Origin of the sequence: Ralstonia chuxiongensis (assembly GCF_024158925.1) — a bacterium.
Classification (GTDB): Bacteria; Pseudomonadota; Gammaproteobacteria; order Burkholderiales; family Burkholderiaceae; genus Ralstonia; species Ralstonia chuxiongensis.
The window spans coordinates 459,262-476,357 of sequence record NZ_JAMYWC010000002.1 but is presented as its reverse complement, the minus strand read 5'-3'; the positions used below and the strand labels follow the sequence as shown (position 1 = coordinate 476,357).

Below are 17,096 nucleotides of genomic sequence, written 5' to 3'. Positions count from 1 at the left end.
GCCAATGACCCTCGCTACGGAATCGGCCGGGCCGCGCCGGCTGCTGCTGATCAACCCGAATACCACGAGCGCACTCACGCAGACCGTCACGCGCTTCATGCAGGCCGCATTGCCCGGCGATGTGATCGTGGAATCCGTCACCGCGCGCTTTGGGGCGCCCTACATCGCAACCGAGGTCGGTTACGCAGTCGCCGCGCACGCCGCGCTCGACGCATGGACGAGGGCGCAGCAGCCCGCACCTGACGCCGCCATCATCGGCTGCTTTGGCGACCCCGGGCTCTTCGCGCTGCGCGAGGTAGCGCCGTGCCCCGTCACCGGCCTGGCGGAAGCCGCGTTGATGGAAGCTGCAACGTACGGCACGTGCGCTGTCATCACGGGTGGCCACGCGTGGGGGCCGATTCTGGAGCGCTTGCTGCCCACGCTTGAAGGCGGCCACACCGTGCGCGATATCCATACCGTCGACCTCGACGGGGCTGCGCTCTACGCCGCGCCGGATGCTGCGGAACAGATCCTGATTGGCGCGTGTATCACCGTCCTGCGCCGCCACGCGGTGAACGCGATCGTGCTGGGCGGCGCCGGGCTGGCCGGCCTTGCACAGAAGCTGCAACCGCACGTTCCCGTACCCCTCATCGACAGCGTGACGGCGGCAGCGCGCCAAGTGTGGCGTGCCCCGCGCGGCGGGCATGGCGTGCCGCCGGCATGGATTGAACCCGCCACGCACGCTTGAGCCCACGCGCGGCGGCTACATGTTGCGTCGATACTGCCCGCCCACCTCGAACAACGCATGCGTAATCTGCCCAAGCGAGCAGACCCGCACCGCGTCCATCAGCACCGCAAACACGTTCTGATCGTCAATCACCGCGCGCTGCAGGCGTTGCAGCATGGCAGGCGCCTCTGCAGCGTGCCGCGCGTGAAAATCCTGCAGCCGCGCGAGTTGGCTCTGCTTCTCTTCCTCGCTTGAGCGCGCCAGCTCAATGTGCGGCGGCACCACGCTCTCGGCATCCGGATTGCGGAACGTATTCACACCGATGATGGGCAGCGAGCCATCGTGCTTGCGCTGCTCATACAGCATCGACTCTTCCTGAATCTTGCCGCGCTGGTAACCGGTTTCCATCGCGCCAAGCACACCGCCGCGCTCGGCAATGCGTTCGAACTCCTGCAGCACGGCTTCTTCCACCAGGTCCGTCAGTTCATCGATGATGAAGCTGCCCTGGTTCGGGTTCTCGCACTTGGCCAGGCCCCATTCGCGGTTGATGATGAGTTGAATGGCCAGCGCACGCCGCACGGACTCGGCCGTCGGTGTGGTGATGGCCTCGTCGTAGGCGTTGGTGTGCAGGCTGTTGCAGTTGTCATAGATGGCGATCAGCGCCTGCAGCGTCGTGCGGATGTCGTTGAAGGCGATCTCCTGCGCGTGCAGGGATCGGCCTGACGTTTGCACGTGGTACTTCAGCTTCTGGCTGCGCTCGTTCGCGCCGTACTTGTCTCGCAGGGTGACCGCCCAGATGCGACGCGCGACGCGGCCGAGCACGCTGTATTCCGGGTCCATGCCGTTGGAGAAGAAGAACGACAGGTTCGGCGCGAAATCGTCGATATGCATGCCGCGCGCGAGGTACGCCTCCACATACGTGAAACCGTTGGCCAGCGTGAACGCAAGTTGCGAGATCGGGTTCGCGCCGGCCTCGGCAATGTGGTACCCGGAGATCGACACCGAGTAGAAATTGTGCACCTGGTGGTGCACGAAATATTCTTGGATATCGCCCATCACCTTGAGCGAAAACTCGGTCGAGAAGATGCAGGTGTTCTGCCCCTGGTCTTCCTTGAGGATGTCGGCCTGCACCGTGCCGCGCACGTTCTGCAGCACCCACGCGCGGATCTTCGCTTCCTCGTCCTGCGTCGGCTCGCGCTGGTTGTCCGCGCGGAACCTGGCGAGGTTCTGGTCGATGGCGGCATTCATGAACATCGCCAGGATCGTCGGCGCCGGCCCGTTGATCGTCATGGAAACCGACGTGGCAGGGCTGGTCAGATCAAAGCCGTCGTACAGCACTTCCATGTCGTCGAGCGTGGCGATGGAGACGCCCGAATTGCCGACCTTGCCGTAGATGTCCGGGCGCAGCGCCGGGTCTTCGCCGTAGAGCGTGACGGAGTCGAATGCGGTGGACAGCCGCTTGGCGTCCATGCCTTCGGAGACGAGCTTGAAGCGCCGGTTGGTGCGGAAGGCATCGCCCTCGCCCGCGAACATGCGCGTCGGGTCTTCGTTCTCGCGCTTGAAGGCGAACACGCCGGCGGTGTACGGAAAGCTGCCCGGCACGTTCTCGCGCATCAGCCAGCGCAGCACTTCACCGTCGTCTTCATAGGGCGGCAGGACGACCTTGCGGATGGTGGTGCCCGAGAGCGTGGTGTGCGTGAGCTGCGTGCGGATTTCCTTGTCGCGGATCTTCACGACGTATTCGTCGCCGGAATATGCACGGCGCAAATCAGGCCACATGGCGAGCAGCTTGCGTTCGGTGGCGCCGAGTTGCGCGTCGCGTTCCGCGGCTTGCTTGTCGAGCGCGGACAGCGTCTGCACCGTGGCACCGGCCTGCTCCAGCATGCGGTGACTGGCGTGCAACTGCTGACGCTCCCGCGCGAGGCGGCTTTGCGCATCCACGCGGCGGTGGTAGCTGCGCACCGTATCGGCCAGCTCCGCCAGATAACGCACACGCGCGGGCGGCACGATGGCGTCGTGGCTGGTGGAGCATTTGCCGGCCGGGCGCGGCAACGTGCGCTCGGCAAGCGCCATGCCGCGCTCGGTCAGCCGATCGGCCAGCGTGTGATACAGCGCCGTCACGCCGTCGTCATTGAAGTGCGAGGCCTGCGTGCCGAACACCGGCATGTCTTCAGGCCGGGCATGCCATTGCTCGCGGTTGCGCTGCACCTGCTTGGCAACGTCGCGCCACGCGTCCTGCGCGCCCTTGCGATCGAACTTGTTGATCGCCACCAGATCGGCAAAATCGAGCATGTCGATCTTCTCCAACTGGCTGGCGGCGCCAAACTCGGGCGTCATCACGTACAGCGACAAATCGACGTGCGGCACGATGGCCGCATCGCCCTGCCCGATGCCGGAGGTCTCGACGATGATGAAATCGAACCCGGCGGCACGGCATGCGGCAATCACATCGGGCAGCGCGTCGGAGATCTCGCGGCTGGCCTCCCGCGTGGCCAGCGAGCGCACGAAGATGCTCGGATGGTTGATCGCGTTCATGCGAATGCGATCGCCCAGCAGGGCGCCGCCCGACTTGCGCCGCGACGGATCGATCGAGATGACGGCAATGCGCAGCGCGTCCTGCTGGTCGAGCCGGAAGCGGCGGATCAGCTCGTCGGTCAGCGACGATTTGCCCGCGCCGCCCGTGCCCGTGATGCCGAGCACCGGCGTCGGCGCAGCCGTCGCAGCCGCGTGCACGGCCTCGCGCAACGCCGGATCGATGCGGCCCGATTCCAGTGCGGTGATCAATTGCGCCAGGGCGCGGCGGTCGCCATTGGCGACGGGCTCCAGTGTGGCCGGCGCGTAGATGGAGAGATCGATATCGCAGCGCTGCACCATGTCGGCAATCATGCCGGCCAGGCCCATGCGCTGGCCGTCTTCGGGGCTGTAGATGCGCGCGACGCCGTAGTCCTGCAGCTCGCGGATCTCCGTCGGCACGATCACCCCGCCCCCGCCGCCGAACACCTGGATGTGCTCGCCGCGGCGTGCGCGCAGCGCGTCGATCATGTACTTGAAGTATTCGACGTGGCCGCCTTGGTAGCTGGACACGGCAATGCCCTGCACATCTTCCTGCAGCGCGGCGTTGACCACCTCGTCCACCGAGCGGTTGTGCCCCAGGTGGATCACCTCGCAGCCCATCGACTGCAGGATGCGCCGCATGATGTTGATCGACGCGTCATGCCCATCGAACAACGATGCGGCCGTCACGAAACGCACCTTGTTGCGCGCCGGCGCAGGCTCGCTGGCAGGCGAGGGATCGGCCGCGCGGGCAGCGGAAAGATCGGTCATGTCTCCACCTTCGAAAAGTGGGCGCCGGCGTTGGATGTGTTGTACGACGCACAAGGCGATGCGAGCCGGTCGGCGGGTCGAACAGACAGTATTTTCGGGGTTGACGCACTCGTCAACCGGCCGCACGGTCGCCGACATTGTTTGCGCAAATGGCGGGGCGGGAACGGTCCGATCTCGGTGCAACACCCATCTTGCACACAATCGATACAAATCGTTAGAGTCGGATTTTGGTCGGAAACGGGTCCGGCCACAGGGGGAACTTCCAATGCCAAGCCGCGCAACGATGCGCTGGTGTCTGACCGCCTTGCTGGCGTGGTCCGGTCACGCCCTGGCGTGGGACTACACGCCCGGCGCCATCCCGGGGCTGATCAGCGTGCTTGGTTTCCTGACCGTGCAGACGCAGGCGCTCGACCGCGCCATCCAGCGCTTTCCCGGTCAGCGTGAAGAGCTGATCCGCGCCCGTACGCAATTCGACAACGCGTTCCCGCAGGCGCTAGCCCGCACGCGCCGCCTGATCGCCGGCATTCCGCTATCCGACGACGAGCGCCAGCTGCTGATCGAGCGCGCACTCGATATCCACCAGCCCAGCGTGATGACCGCCACCCAGACGGCCCAGACCGCCCACGCCCTGGCCGAACGCGTCGTTGAGCGCGCACAGGGCAACCAAGACCGCGCCACGCTGCAGACGCTGCTGGCGGTGGTCTACGACGACCGCCCCGCTGATGAGCTGAGCAGCCGCTTCACCCAGGCCGTGACGTTGTCTGACTGGCCGAATGCGCGCGGTGCGAGCCTCGGCCTGCGGCTGCCGTTCTCCTGGGAGCGCGTGCCGCCCACGCCGCCGCGCAAGCCCGACCCGGCGCGGGTAGCGATCGGCGCGTGGGCCAACCAGGGCGGCTCGGGGCTGTCGCGCATTGAACTGATCGTGCACCCCACCGAAGGGGACCCCGAAACCGTTCCTGACAGCCGCGAGCCTCGCTGGATGCGCGATGCCGTTAAGCAAGCTGTGGCAGCCCCCTGCCGGCTCATTGGCTGGGGCACGCAATCGTTCGGGGGGCGCACCGGCGTGTGGGCCAGCTACATCGGCGAATCGCCCGGCCCGCATATCCCGCGCGCCACGGGCAACACGCTGGTCGGCCGCGTCTTCATGGTGCCGACCGACGGCGCGCTGCTGATGCTCCACATGCAGTCTCCCGCCACATCGCCCGAGCAGGCCAGTGCCGTGCGCTTGCGGTACGAGCCGCTGTGGAACGCCGTGGCGGCATCGTTCAGCGTCTCGGGCGCCACGCCGTAACCTTCCGCGCCAGGACGCACCACCACGGCGCATCAACCGCCTCACATGCACCAATTCAAAGCAATTGCGCACCGATTTCGGGCCAACCCCAACGCGGCGCCCGAGAACGACGGCGCGCGCACGGCCGTGGTGCGCCATGTCACCTTTTTGCACACGGTTGGAACAGCTTTTGCATCTGTCGGCGCTTTTTGCGTCATTTGTGGGCATGCACTGCACCCGGATGGCGCTGACCCTCAACCCGCACGACAACCGCAATGAACTCCATCAAAACCGGGGGCGACGCGCTCTTCATCCTGCTGGGCGCGATCATGGTGCTGGCCATGCATGCCGGCTTCGCGTTCCTTGAGCTGGGCACTGTCCGCAAGAAGAACCAGGTCAATGCGCTGGTCAAGATCCTGGTCGACTTTGCCGTGTCGACCATCGCGTACTTCTTCATCGGCTATTCGATCGCGTACGGCGTCAATTTCTTTACCGGCGCCGATGTGCTCGCGCAGCAGAACGGCTATGAGCTGGTGAAGTTCTTCTTCCTGCTGACCTTCGCGGCGGCCATCCCGGCCATCATCTCGGGCGGCATTGCCGAGCGCTCGCGCTTCGAGCCACAACTGGCGGCAACCTTCGTGCTGGTGGGTTTCGTCTACCCCTTCTTTGAAGGCATCGCCTGGAACGAGCGCTTCGGCATCCAGCACTGGCTGCAGAGCGTGACGGGCGCGGAGTTCCATGACTTTGCCGGCTCGGTGGTTGTCCATGCCGTGGGCGGCTGGATCGCGCTGCCGGCGGTGCTGCTGCTTGGCGCCCGCCACGGCCGCTACAAAGACGACGGCCGCATCGCCGCGCATCCGCCGTCGAACATCCCGTTCCTGGCGGCTGGCGCCTGGGTGCTGGCGGTGGGCTGGTTCGGCTTCAACGTGATGAGCGCGCAGACGCTCGACAAGATGAGCGGCCTCGTCGCCATCAACTCGCTGATGGCCATGGTGGGCGGCACGCTCACCGCGTGGTGGATGGGCAAGAACGACCCGGGCTTCTCGTACAACGGCCCGCTGGCCGGCCTGGTGGCCGTGTGCGCCGGCTCTGACGTGATGCACCCGCTGGGGGCGCTTGCCGTCGGCGGCATTGCGGGCGTGCTGTTTGTCTGGATGTTCACGCGCGTGCAGAACGTCTGGCGCATCGACGACGTGCTCGGCGTATGGCCGCTGCACGGCCTGTGTGGCGCGTGGGGCGGCATCGCGGCCGGCATCTTCGGCCTGAAGGCGCTGGGCGGCCTGGGCGGTGTGTCGTTCTGGGCGCAGGTGGCAGGCACGGCGGGCGGCATTGTCATTGCGCTGATCGGCGGCACGGTGGTGTACGGCACCCTGCGCAAAGTCGTGGGGCTGCGGTTGGACCGCGAGGCCGAATTCATGGGCGCCGACCTGGCGATCCACCGCGTCTCGTCCACGCCGGAATCGGAAACGCACTGGTAAGGAGGGGCGGCGACAGAAGGCGCGCGCGGCGCTTGCTACAGTGAAAGCGTCTTTCCTCGCCCAACTGCAGGAGTGCCGCATGCCAGATATCGATCCGAATCACCCCATTACCGTGGAGTCGAACCCGCGCCGCGTGACAGTGACCCTCAACGGTTTCACCATCGCCAGCACGCATCTGGCGCGCACGCTGCGCGAGGCGTCGTACCCGCCGGTGCAGTACATCCCGCGCGACGATGTACAGATGAACCTGCTGGAGCGCACGCAACATCACACGCATTGCCCATACAAGGGCGCTGCGTCGTACTACACGATCGTGGCCGGCGACGTGCGCGTCGACAACGCCGTCTGGACGTACGAACAGCCCAAACCCGTCGCGCGTGAAGTGGCGGGCTATCTCGCGTTCTATCCGGACAAGGTGACGATCCGGGAGGAATGAGTGCGAAGGCGCGGCTGACATGCCGCTGTCATGCACGCAGCGCACGATATGCCTGTTCCTCTTCTCACGGATCCTCTTTCCGTGAAAGTTCCGAGACCCGGCGCAGCATGATCTGTGGCCGGGTATTTTTTTGGGCGGATGCCGGTGCTATTCTCGGCGGCACCATGCTGGACTTCCGCACTTACGGCCTTGCCGCACCTCCTCACTCGCACGACTTCATGCAGGTCGTGATGCCCGCACGCGGCATCCTGGAGATGGACGTGGACGGCCGCGGCGGCCGCGTCGACACGCACCACGCCGCGCTCATCCCGGCCGGCGCCACGCATGCGTTTGAAGCCACGGGCGCCAACCGCTTCATTGTGTTCGACATTCCCGGGCAAACCGTGGATGCCCCCGGCCTGGGCGGCCTGGCCGATCGCGTGTTCTTTCCGCTCACACCGGGCCTGCGCGCGCTGACGACCTGGCTGCAGGACGCGCCCATCGTCGACACGGTGTTGGCCAATGCGTGGTCGTCACTCGCGCTGGCGACGCTGGCCGCGCATCCGGCCAACCAGTCCACGCAGATACGCGCACGCGCCGATGCACGTGCCGAGCGCGTATGGCACGCCATCGAACACCGCTACGCCGAGCCGCTCACCGTCGACGCGCTCGCCGCAGACGTGGGCGTGAGCGCGCGTCGCCTCGCCACGCTGTTCCGTGCTGCATACGGCACCACGCTGCACGCGCATCTGGCCCAGGTGCGGCTGCGGCATGCGTTGACGCTGCTGGAAACCACCGCCCTGCCCATCGCCGAGATTGCCGCGCGCACCGGCTACTACGACCAAAGCGCCCTCACGCGCCACCTCAAAGCCGCCCACGGCATTACGCCCGCAGCTGTGCGGCGCTAGCCCTGCCATTTCCGTTTTTGCCAAAGCGCAGCCGTCTTCGCCAAGACGCGCGGCGCGCGCACGCGCAGAGTGCCGGTTCGATTGATCTTTCCGGGCAGACGCTCCATGGCTGTTGGCGACACCTCCACTGCAACGCATCTTCCTCACGGTCAGCACGACATACGGCGTGACCACCTGACGGGCATCGGCTACGGCGTCGCGGCCGGGGCGCTGTGGGGCGTCATCTTCGTTGCGCCGAAGATGCTGCCGCAGTTCTCGCCGCTGGCGCTGTCGGCCGCGCGGTATGTGTTGTATGGCGTGTTGTCGCTGGCGCTCGCGTTGCCGGTGTGGCGCACGCTGTGGCGCAAACCGACTCGGCGCGATTGGGTGGCGCTGCTGCTGTTATCGCTGCCAGGCAACATTCTTTACTACCTGTGCGTGGCGGGTGGCGTGCAGCGTGCGGGCGTGGCGCCGGTATCGCTCATCGTCGGGCTGCTGCCGGTGACGGTCACGCTGGCCGGTGCAGCAGAACGGGGCAGCCTGCCCATGCGCCGCCTGGCCCTGCCACTGCTCATGGCCGTGGCGGGTGTGGTGTGCATCTATCTGGATGCGCCCAACGTGCATTCGAGTGCGGGCGGCAGAACCTATTTCATCGGTCTGCTGATGGCAGCGGGCGCGCTGGCGTGCTGGACGGTGTATGCGGTGTGCAATGCGCGGTACCTGCGCGCGCGGCCGCAGTTCTCCAGTCGGGAGTGGTCGCTGTTGACTGGCGTTGCGACGGGGGGGTTGTCATTGGCACTGGCCGTACCGGCGTTTTTCGTGCCCGGCATGGCGACGGCTTCAGCGCAGCCCGCATCGGCATGGGGGATGTTCTGGCTGGTGAATATGGGGGTGGCGCTGGGGGCATCTGTGCTGGGAAACAGCCTGTGGAATGCGGCCAGCCGCAAGTTGCCGCTGACGCTGTCGGGGCAGTTGATTGTGTTTGAGACGGTGTTTGCGCTGTTGTATGGGTTTATCTATGAGGCTCGATGGCCTCATGGGCTTGAGGTGGCGGCTGCGGTTTTGTTGGTGAGTGGGGTGGGGTTGGCGGCGCGGAGGCACGGGTAGGTTTTTTGTTTGGGCTGTTTTGGACGTGGTGGTCCATCCCCCTTTCGTACCCTGCCGGGCACGACTCACTTTTCTTTGTCTTGCCAAAGAAAAGTAAGCAAAAGAAAGGCGCGCCCGAGATGGCGACTTCCCCTTGGATTTGTGTCGCGGGGAGGGAGGGGAGGCAAACTCGCTGCGCTCAGACAGGCCTCCCCTCTTTATCCTCCCCGCAACAAAAATCCAAGGCGCCATCAAGGGCTCAACGTCAAAAGAAAAAGGCCAACCCGTCGCGAGGTTGGCCTTGTCGTTTGGGCTGGCGCTGAGATGGTTTGGCCTTTGACTTTCCTGCCCTAGATGGCGCCTTCAATTTTTGTAAGCGGGCGGAAAAAAGGCGGGGAACTGTCTGAGCGCAGCGAGTTTTCCCCGCCTCCGCCCGGTTACGAAAATTGAAGGAGTCTTTCGCCATCTCGGGCGCGCATTTCTTTGCTTACTTTCTTTGGGCAAGACCAAAGAAAGTGAGTCAGCCCCGGCAGGGGATGAAACAAGGGATGCACCACCAACATCAAAACCAAGAAAAAAGAAAAACACCCCGCCCCATTTGACGCCCCAATTTTTTCATGGATAACTGTGTCCCCCTCCCCCCAACAACACAGCGAGCCACCCCATGACCCTCCAAACCTGGCTGGCCTTCATCGGCGCCAGCATCATCATCCTGCTCATCCCGGGTCCGACCATCCTGTTGGTGATTGGTGATTCGCTGGCCAACCGTGGCCGCTCGGCGTGGAGCACCGTTGCCGGCGTGGCGGCAGGCGACACGACCGCCATGGCCGTTTCCCTTGCCGGTGCGGGCGCGCTGCTCGCCGCTTCAGCCACGGCCTTCACGGCGCTCAAGCTCATCGGTGGTTCGTACCTCGTCTACCTGGGCATCAAATCCATCCTCAGCGCCCGCCGCCTACGCGACGATGCGCCGGAGGCCACCATCCCCGTGCAGCAGAAGTCCGCTGGCCGCCGCTTCCTGTCCGCCTGGACGGTCACCGCGCTGAACCCCAAGAGCATCGTCTTCTTCGTCGCGTTCGTGCCGCAGTTCATGTCGGCCGAGCAGACCTTCCTCTCGCAGAGCGTGATCCTGCTGCCGACCTTCGTCATCCTGGCTGCCGCCAATGCGTCGATGTACGCGCTGGCCGCCAAGCTGCTCGCCAAGCGCCTGACCAGCGTGGCCGCACAGCGCCGCTTCGGCTACACGGGCGGCGCGGTGATGGTGGGCGCAGGCACGCTCACGCTGGGCATGCAGTCGGCCTGATCGCGCTTTAAGCAGCACTGAGGACACCCGATGCCCCGCAGTTACCTCCGCCCCTCGCCCGAAGGGGCACACGGCCACCACCGCGTCACCAACATCGAGCTGTTCTTCGATCTGGTGTTCGTGTTTGCGGTGACGCAGCTCTCGCATCTGCTGATCGGCAACTTCACGCTGCAGGGCGGCGCGCAGGCGCTGCTGCTGATGCTGGCGGTGTGGTGGGTGTGGATCTTCACGTCGTGGGTGACGAACTGGCTCGACCCCGAAAAACTCGCCATCCGCATGCTGATGCTCGTGCTGATGACGGGTGGGCTGCTGCTCTCGGCATCGCTGCCGCAGGCGTTCGGCTCGCGCGGGCTGGCGTTTGCGCTGGCCTATGTGTTCATGCAGTTCGGGCGCACGCTGTTCTTTTTGTGGGCCGTGCGTGGCGAGTCGCTGCCCTTGCGGCGCAACTTCCAGCGTATCGGCACGTGGCTCGGGGTCTCGGCAGTGCTGTGGCTGGCCGGTGGCCTGTCAGAGGATTCCGTGCGCTGGGCATGCTGGATCATCGCGCTGGCCATCGAATGGCTCGGGCCATCGATGGGCTTCTACACGCCGGGCCTGGGCCGCTCCACCACCAACGACTGGAACGTGGAAGGCGGCCACATGGCCGAGCGCTGCTCGCTGTTCATCATCATCGCGCTGGGCGAATCGGTGCTGGTGACGGGCTCCACGTTTGCCGGGCTCGACTGGAACGCAGAAAACATCGCGGCGATGGCGATGTCGTTCATCGGCAGCCTGGCGATGTGGTGGCTGTACTTCGACACGATTGCCGAGCGCGGTGCGCGCACCATCTCGCATTCGGCTGATCCGGGCCGGCTCGCACGCCTGGCCTACACCTACATCCACGTGGTGCTGGTGGCCGGCATCATCGTCGGGGCGGTGGCCGATGAGTTCGTGCTGGCGCATCCGGTGGGCCACGCCCATGCGGGGACGGCGCTGGCGGTGCTGGGCAGTGCGGCGCTATACCTGCTGGGCAACCTGCTGTTCAAGTGGGCGATCTTCGGGCGGCTGCGCCCGGCGCACGTGGTTGGCCTGGTGGTGCTGGGCGGCGCGTGGCTGCCAGCGGTTGAGCTTCCGGCGCTGGCCGTGTCGGCGCTGGCGACGGGCGTGCTGTGTGGCACCGCGGCCTGGGAATGGTACGCACGCTCTTGCGAAACAGCGGAGCCCGCACAGGCGCACGGCCACTGAGTGGTCACCTGAAAATTCCAGTTTTTGGACATTACCAAAGGCCACTCGCCCACATAATCTGTCAACCAACATGACAGAACACGAGGGCCCCGCCATGATCGACCTCTACTACTGCGCCACGCCCAACGGCCTGAAGATGGCGCTGTTCTTTGCCGAAACCGGCTTGCCGCACCGCGTCATCCCCGTCGATATCAGCCGGGGTGACCAGTTCAAGCCTGAGTTCCTGGCCATCTCGCCCAACAACAAGATTCCGGCCATGGTCGATCACGACCCGGCCGAAGGCAGCGAACCCGTGGTGCTGTTCGAATCGGGCGCCATGCTGCTTTACCTGGCCGAGAAGACCGGCCAGCTGATGCCCGCGGACCTGCACGGCCGCATGGAAGTGCTCAAGTGGCTGTTCTGGCAGGTGGGCGGCCTGGGGCCGATGGCCGGGCAGATCGGCCACTTCAACGTGTATGCACCGGAGCGCGTGCCCTACGCCATCGAGCGCTACACCAAGGAAACGAACCGCCTGTACGGCGTGCTCGACCGCCGCCTGGCCGATCGCCCCTACATTGCCGGCAACGACTACACGATCGCCGACATCGCGGCCTATCCGTGGATCGTGCCGCACGCCGGGCACGGCCAGGACCTGAACGACTTTCCGCACCTGCAGCGCTGGTTCGAAGCCGTTGGCGCGCGCCCGGCCACGCAGCGCGCCTATGCCGGGGTCGAGCGCGCCTACTCGCGCCGCCGCGAAGACATCTCCGACGACGAGCGCAACGTGCTGTTGGGCCAGACGGCCAGCTCCACCGCGCGCTGATCCTCGCGGAGCCTCTGCGCTCCGCCTCCATTCCGCTTTCTTCTTCTGACAGGAGCCGACCATGCCGGCATCGCTGTGGTGGTTGTGCCTGGGCGCGTTCGCCATCGGCACTGAAGGGTTCATGATCGCCGGCCTGCTGCCGGTGCTGGCCGCAGACCTGGGCGTGAGCGTGCCGGCGGCCGGGCAGCTCGTCACCGTGTTTGCCGTCACGTACGCCGTGGGCTCGCCCGTGATGGCGACGCTGCTCGGCAATGTGGACCGGCGCCGCGTGCTGATCGGCGCGCTGGCCATCTTTGCGGCGGGCAACCTGCTGGCTGCCACCGCACACGGCTTTGGCCAGTTGATGGCGGCGCGCGTGCTGCTGGCGCTGGCGGCGGGCGTCTTCCTGCCGACAGCCAATGCAGTGGCGACCTCGCTGGTGCCGGCTGGGCGCAGCGGCTCGGCGCTCGCCATCATCACGGGCGGCGGCACGGTCGCGGTGGCGCTCGGTGTGCCGCTGGGCGCGTGGATTGCCGCGCAGGGCGACTGGCGCTCGACGTTCATCGCGTGCGGTGTGCTGTCGGCGCTGGCCACCGCAGGCCTCGCCTTCGGCCTGCCGCGCGCCCTGCCGCACAGCGTGACCACGCTGGCGCAACGCCTGAGCGTGGCACGCCGGCCCGGCATGTTGGGCGCGCTGGCGGTGTCCGCGTTGTGGGCGGCAGGCGGCTTTACGTTCTACACCTACGTCGCACCGTTCTTTGTGCAGGGGCTGGGGTTCGCGCCGCAGCATGTGGGCATCGTGCTGTTCCTGGTCGGCAGCTTTGCGGCGCTGGGCACGGGCCTGGGCGGCCACATGACCGACCGCGCGGGCGTAGCGCGCGTGCTGGCGGTGAGCAGCGCGGGCATCGTGCTGGCGTTCTCGGTGCTCTCGCTGTCGGTGCAAGTGCTGCACGGCACGGTGGCCGGCGCCATCGCCATCGGCGCGGTCGTGCTGTGGGGCATGGCCGGCTGGGGCTTCGGCCCGGCGCAAGCGACTCGGCTGATCCGCCTCGCCCCCGATGTGTCGCCGACCACGCTGTCGCTGCATGCGTCGGCGGTGTATGTGGGGATCGCGCTGGGGTCCACGGTGGGGGCGCTAGCGTTGGCCCACGGCGGGCCGGGCATGCTGGGATGGGCCGCCGCCGCGTGCCATGTGGTGGCGGTGGTGCTGTGGCGGATAAGCGGTCGGCATGGGGCAGCGTCGGCCGATGAACCTGCAGCCACGTCGGTCGCCCACTGAAAGCCGAAGCGCGGAACGCGACGCGCCGGGTTCTGAACCCGGCGATCGGACGTCAGACCCTCGCGTTCCGACCCTGGCCCCCGGCGCTCGAGCCTCAAACCCCCGCGTTCCGACCCTGCCCCCCGGCGCTCGGCCCTCAAACCCTCGCGTTCCGCGCCTGGACCTCGGCGGTCGAGCCTCAAACCTTCGTGCGCCACACTTTGAGCTCGACATTTTCGACCTCAAACACTCGCGCTCCGGGCTTCGAGGTCGACGTTCGGGCCTCAAAGGCTCGGCGTCCGGGCTCCGACCCCTCGCGCTCGGCCCTCTGAGCCCGATTTTTTCGACCTCGAACTGTCATGTTCCGGGCGTTGAGCTTGGTGCACGAGCCTCGGACACTCACGCTCGACTGTCTGAGCCCGGCAATCGAGCCTCAGAGCCTCACGCGCCGCGCTCAGACCGCCGCAGTGGGCGTGTCCCGCTCGCCGGTCGAACGCCGCCCGCCACGCCGATCCAGGTACGGCAGCGCAAACATATAAAGCCCCGTGAACAGCAACAGCGCCAGCGGCAGCAGCGGCGCATAGGTGATCCACGCGGGCGGCTGCGCACCCTTGCCCAGCCCCATGGCGACAAAGTTGGCAATGACCGTGAGCGTGAAGGCCATCGACACCCAGCGATGGAACTGGCGGATTGCGTTGCGGGCGCTCACTTTGCACCCCCAGCGGCCTGGATCATCTTCCAGCCGTTGCCAGCGGGGTCACGAAAGCCGGCATCGACACTGCCGAAGCGCTCGACCGGCTCCTGCGTGAACTCGACGCCGCGCTCGCGCAGTTGTGTGTAGGTCGCCCGGCAATCGGCAACGGTCAGCACCAGCGGCGGCATCGCGCCTTTAGCAACCATGGCGCGCAGCGTCTGCGCGGTGGCCTCGTCGTGAATGGGCGGGCCCGGCTGAAACAGGCCAAGCTGAAACGACGGCTGCTCCGGATGCTGCACCGTCAGCCAACGGTACGGGCCGTTGCGCACATCGGTGTGCACGCGAAACCCGAGCTTGTCGACATAGAACGCCAGCGCCGCGTCCTGATCATCTACATACAGCCCGACGACATTGATCCCTTGGCTCATCACCGCTCCTTGTTGTTGGTGGGTGACGGATTTGTACCGTCCGCCAGCTGGCGGCGCTTCTCCGAAACTGCTGTGACAAGGTCGGGCCGCTGCGCCGCTTTCAGCACACAGGCGGGCACGCGATCAAGTTGCTGCTGCGGCGCGGTGGCCTGGGCGTGGCGGCGCAGGGCGCTCGGGCTCTGCCCGGTGATGTCGCGGAAGATGCGGCCGAAGGTGCCAAGGCTTTCCCAGCCGGTGGCGTAGGCGATTTCGATGATGGGCAGGTCGGTGTCGCGCAGCAGGGTGGCGGCCTGCTCGATGCGGCGCGTGAGCAGGTAGCGGTGCGGCGGAATGCCGAAGGCCTGCTTGAACGAGCGCGCAAAATGCGCCTCCGACACGCCGCTCACTTCGGCCAGCCGCTTGACGGGCCACGCCTCATGCGAGGCGGCGTCCATGCGGTCTTTGGCGCGAAGCAGGCGGCGCAGCAGCGCGGGGTCTTGCTGCGCGTCGGTGTGTGCCGTTGCCACCGCGGCCTGCGCCCGGGGGTCAGCCGAGCTTGAACTCGCCGATAGCGTGCGCGAGCTTGCGCACACCCTCTTCCACCTGTGCCAGCGACGAGGTGGCGTACGACAGACGCAGCGTCGAGCGATCCGGGTCGACCGGGTAGAACGCCGCACCCGGCACGAAGGCCACACCACGCTCGATGGCCACCTTGGCCACATCGCCGGCATTGCGGCCCGGCAAGGCGCACCACAGGAACATGCCGCCGCGCGGGCGGTTGAAGGTCAGTTCGGTTTCCGGCAGCAGCGCGCGCAGGCCGTTGGCCATGGCGTGGGCGCGTTCGGCATAGGCGGCGCGCGTGCGCGGCAGCACGGTGTCCAGCCGATTGCTGCGCAGGTAGGCCGCGGCCGTGGCCTGCGCGAACGTGGAGGTGTGCGCATCGGCAAACTGCTTGACCATCACCGCGTTGCCCAGCACCGGCTGCGAGGCGATCATCCAGCCTACGCGCAGGCCCGGCGCCATCACCTTCGACAGGCTGCCCAGGTAGATCACACGCCCCTGAGCGCCATCGGTCTGCTGCGACAGCGCGTACAGCGACGGCGGCGGGGGTGCATCGAAATACAGATCGCCGTAAGGGTCGTCTTCCACGATCAGCAGGTTGTGGCGCACCGCCACGTCCAGCAGGCGCTTGCGGCGCTCCAGGCTCATCAGCGCGCCGCTCGGGTTGCCGAAGTTGGGAATCACGTAGAGGAATTTGGGTCGCGCGGTGGCGAGCACCTTTTCCAGTGCATCGACATCCAGGCCGTCGCCGTCGGTCGGCACGCCGGCCACCTTGGCGCCGTACAGCTTGAACGCCTGAATGGCGGCGAGGAAGGTGGGGGCTTCGGTCAGCACCGTGTCGCCTTCGCCGATCAGCACCTTGCCCAGCAGATCCAGCCCCTGCTGCGAACCGGTGGTGACGAGGATGTCGGTGTTGGCGACGTTGGCGCCGCGTGCCTTCATCAGCGTGACGATGGCCTCGCGCAGCGGCTCGAAGCCCTCGGTGGCGCCATATTGCAGCGCGCGGGCGGCGTCGGTGGTGAGCGCGCTGTCGGCCGCGGCCTTCAGGCCTTCCACGTCAAACAGGGCCGAGTCAGGAAAACCGCCGGCAAACGAGATCAGGCCCGGTTTGCCGAGCACCTTGAACAGCTCACGGATGGCGGAGGTTTCAACATTTTGCAGGCGGGGTGCCAGCAGCGATTGCAGGAATTCCATGGCGTGCGTGTCTCTGTAGTTCGAGTGCCCGCCACTTTACGTGATGTGCGCCCCGTGCGCATGCCAACACAGCGTCACAGCCGTGACTAGAATGCCGTCACCGAATCGGTAAAAAGGAGCCCCTGCATGGCCGTCCGACGCATCGTCCCCAATCTGCATGCCGCCGACCCGGCAAGCGCCCGCGCGTTCTATGCCGAACTGCTCGATCTGGAAGTGGTGATGGACCACGGCTGGATCATCACCTTTGCCGATACGGCCAGCACGATGACGCCGCAGGTCAGCATCGCCAGCGAAGGCGGAAACGGTACGCCGGTGCCGGCGCTGTCGGTAGAAGTGGACGATGTGGATGCGGTGCATGCGCGGGCCGTATCGCTGGGCCTGGAAATCGTCTATCCGCTCGTTGACGAGCCCTGGGGCGTGCGCCGCTTTTACGTGCGCGATCCGTTCGGCAACGTCGTCAATATCCTGGCGCACCGTTAATACGGCGGCATCGAAGAAAAACGCCCGCATG

Annotated in this window: 16 protein-coding genes; 11 read left to right on the top strand and 5 right to left on the bottom strand. The window is 66.3% G+C overall.

The window, feature by feature from the left end; translation table 11 throughout:
- Window positions 1-4 precede the first annotated feature (4 nt).
- Window positions 5-727: an aspartate/glutamate racemase family protein gene (locus NKG59_RS06835; protein ID WP_253536028.1), complete on the top strand. Its 723-nt coding sequence runs from the start codon at window positions 5-7 to the stop codon at window positions 725-727.
- Window positions 728-742: 15 nt separating this feature from the next.
- On the opposite strand, the gene icmF is transcribed toward NKG59_RS06835, so the two are convergent.
- Window positions 743-4,030: a fused isobutyryl-CoA mutase/GTPase IcmF gene (gene icmF, locus NKG59_RS06830; protein WP_253536027.1), complete on the bottom strand. Its 3,288-nt coding sequence runs from the start codon at window positions 4,028-4,030 to the stop codon at window positions 743-745.
- 265 nt (window positions 4,031-4,295) lie between these two features.
- Here icmF and NKG59_RS06825 point away from each other — a divergent pair, with 265 nt between their 5' ends.
- From NKG59_RS06825 to NKG59_RS06785, 9 genes are all read left to right on the top strand, one after another.
- Window positions 4,296-5,321 (top strand): hypothetical protein, encoded by a 1,026-nt coding sequence (locus NKG59_RS06825; RefSeq protein WP_253536025.1) that lies wholly within the window; start codon window positions 4,296-4,298, stop codon window positions 5,319-5,321.
- A gap of 254 nt (window positions 5,322-5,575) precedes the next feature.
- Window positions 5,576-6,778 carry an ammonium transporter gene (locus NKG59_RS06820; protein WP_045202281.1) on the top strand — a complete coding sequence of 401 codons (1,203 nt, stop codon included), beginning with the start codon at window positions 5,576-5,578 and terminating at the stop codon, window positions 6,776-6,778.
- 79 nt (window positions 6,779-6,857) lie between these two features.
- Window positions 6,858-7,214: a DUF427 domain-containing protein gene (locus tag NKG59_RS06815; protein WP_253536024.1), complete on the top strand. Its 357-nt coding sequence runs from the start codon at window positions 6,858-6,860 to the stop codon at window positions 7,212-7,214.
- 164 nt (window positions 7,215-7,378) lie between these two features.
- The gene (locus NKG59_RS06810; protein WP_253536022.1) at window positions 7,379-8,101 is read left to right on the top strand and encodes an AraC family transcriptional regulator; all 723 of its coding nucleotides are present in this window, start codon (window positions 7,379-7,381) and stop codon (window positions 8,099-8,101) included.
- 105 nt (window positions 8,102-8,206) lie between these two features.
- A complete protein-coding gene (locus tag NKG59_RS06805; protein ID WP_253536021.1) occupies window positions 8,207-9,187 on the top strand; it encodes a DMT family transporter in 981 nt (326 codons plus the stop codon).
- A gap of 643 nt (window positions 9,188-9,830) precedes the next feature.
- Window positions 9,831-10,466 carry a LysE family translocator gene (locus NKG59_RS06800; RefSeq protein WP_253536019.1) on the top strand — a complete coding sequence of 212 codons (636 nt, stop codon included), beginning with the start codon at window positions 9,831-9,833 and terminating at the stop codon, window positions 10,464-10,466.
- 30 nt (window positions 10,467-10,496) lie between these two features.
- The gene (locus NKG59_RS06795) at window positions 10,497-11,690 is read left to right on the top strand and encodes a low temperature requirement protein A (protein WP_253536017.1); all 1,194 of its coding nucleotides are present in this window, start codon (window positions 10,497-10,499) and stop codon (window positions 11,688-11,690) included.
- A gap of 94 nt (window positions 11,691-11,784) precedes the next feature.
- On the top strand, window positions 11,785-12,492 hold the full coding sequence (locus NKG59_RS06790; protein WP_253536471.1) for a glutathione binding-like protein: 708 nt from the start codon (window positions 11,785-11,787) through the stop codon (window positions 12,490-12,492).
- Between the two features lie 61 nt (window positions 12,493-12,553).
- On the top strand, window positions 12,554-13,750 hold the full coding sequence (locus NKG59_RS06785; protein WP_253536015.1) for an MFS transporter: 1,197 nt from the start codon (window positions 12,554-12,556) through the stop codon (window positions 13,748-13,750).
- Between the two features lie 433 nt (window positions 13,751-14,183).
- On the opposite strand, the gene NKG59_RS06780 is transcribed toward NKG59_RS06785, so the two are convergent.
- From NKG59_RS06780 to NKG59_RS06765, 4 genes are read right to left on the bottom strand one after another with little or no spacing between them, the layout of a single operon-like run.
- Window positions 14,184-14,438, bottom strand: coding sequence for a hypothetical protein (locus tag NKG59_RS06780; RefSeq protein ID WP_253536006.1), 255 nt, complete (start codon window positions 14,436-14,438; stop codon window positions 14,184-14,186).
- Entirely contained in the window at window positions 14,435-14,851 is a 417-nt protein-coding gene (locus tag NKG59_RS06775) for a VOC family protein (RefSeq protein ID WP_253536004.1), read from the bottom strand. Before NKG59_RS06775 ends, NKG59_RS06780 begins: the two co-directional genes overlap by 4 nt.
- Window positions 14,851-15,357 carry a helix-turn-helix domain-containing protein gene (locus NKG59_RS06770; RefSeq protein ID WP_253536001.1) on the bottom strand — a complete coding sequence of 169 codons (507 nt, stop codon included), beginning with the start codon at window positions 15,355-15,357 and terminating at the stop codon, window positions 14,851-14,853. The genes NKG59_RS06775 and NKG59_RS06770 overlap by 1 nt, the downstream gene beginning before the upstream one ends.
- Window positions 15,358-15,376: 19 nt before the next feature.
- Window positions 15,377-16,585 carry an aminotransferase-like domain-containing protein gene (locus tag NKG59_RS06765; RefSeq protein WP_045204997.1) on the bottom strand — a complete coding sequence of 403 codons (1,209 nt, stop codon included), beginning with the start codon at window positions 16,583-16,585 and terminating at the stop codon, window positions 15,377-15,379.
- Window positions 16,586-16,711: 126 nt separating this feature from the next.
- On the opposite strand from NKG59_RS06765, the gene NKG59_RS06760 reads away from it, so the two are divergent.
- Entirely contained in the window at window positions 16,712-17,065 is a 354-nt protein-coding gene (locus NKG59_RS06760; protein WP_045204998.1) for a glyoxalase superfamily protein, read from the top strand.
- Window positions 17,066-17,096: the final 31 nt, after the last annotated feature.

Coding starts and splice junctions, on each gene's coding strand:
- NKG59_RS06810 (WP_253536022.1), top strand. CDS start 7,379: ATGCTGGACTTCCGCACTTACGGCCTTGCCGCACCTCCTCACTCGCAC.
- NKG59_RS06820 (WP_045202281.1), top strand. CDS start 5,576: ATGAACTCCATCAAAACCGGGGGCGACGCGCTCTTCATCCTGCTGGGC.
- NKG59_RS06765 (WP_045204997.1), bottom strand. CDS start 16,585: ATGGAATTCCTGCAATCGCTGCTGGCACCCCGCCTGCAAAATGTTGAA.
- NKG59_RS06835 (WP_253536028.1), top strand. CDS start 5: ATGACCCTCGCTACGGAATCGGCCGGGCCGCGCCGGCTGCTGCTGATC.
- NKG59_RS06825 (WP_253536025.1), top strand. CDS start 4,296: ATGCCAAGCCGCGCAACGATGCGCTGGTGTCTGACCGCCTTGCTGGCG.
- NKG59_RS06795 (WP_253536017.1), top strand. CDS start 10,497: ATGCCCCGCAGTTACCTCCGCCCCTCGCCCGAAGGGGCACACGGCCAC.
- icmF (WP_253536027.1), bottom strand. CDS start 4,030: ATGACCGATCTTTCCGCTGCCCGCGCGGCCGATCCCTCGCCTGCCAGC.
- NKG59_RS06790 (WP_253536471.1), top strand. CDS start 11,785: ATGATCGACCTCTACTACTGCGCCACGCCCAACGGCCTGAAGATGGCG.
- NKG59_RS06815 (WP_253536024.1), top strand. CDS start 6,858: ATGCCAGATATCGATCCGAATCACCCCATTACCGTGGAGTCGAACCCG.
- NKG59_RS06800 (WP_253536019.1), top strand. CDS start 9,831: ATGACCCTCCAAACCTGGCTGGCCTTCATCGGCGCCAGCATCATCATC.
- NKG59_RS06805 (WP_253536021.1), top strand. CDS start 8,207: ATGGCTGTTGGCGACACCTCCACTGCAACGCATCTTCCTCACGGTCAG.
- NKG59_RS06785 (WP_253536015.1), top strand. CDS start 12,554: ATGCCGGCATCGCTGTGGTGGTTGTGCCTGGGCGCGTTCGCCATCGGC.
- NKG59_RS06775 (WP_253536004.1), bottom strand. CDS start 14,851: ATGAGCCAAGGGATCAATGTCGTCGGGCTGTATGTAGATGATCAGGAC.
- NKG59_RS06760 (WP_045204998.1), top strand. CDS start 16,712: ATGGCCGTCCGACGCATCGTCCCCAATCTGCATGCCGCCGACCCGGCA.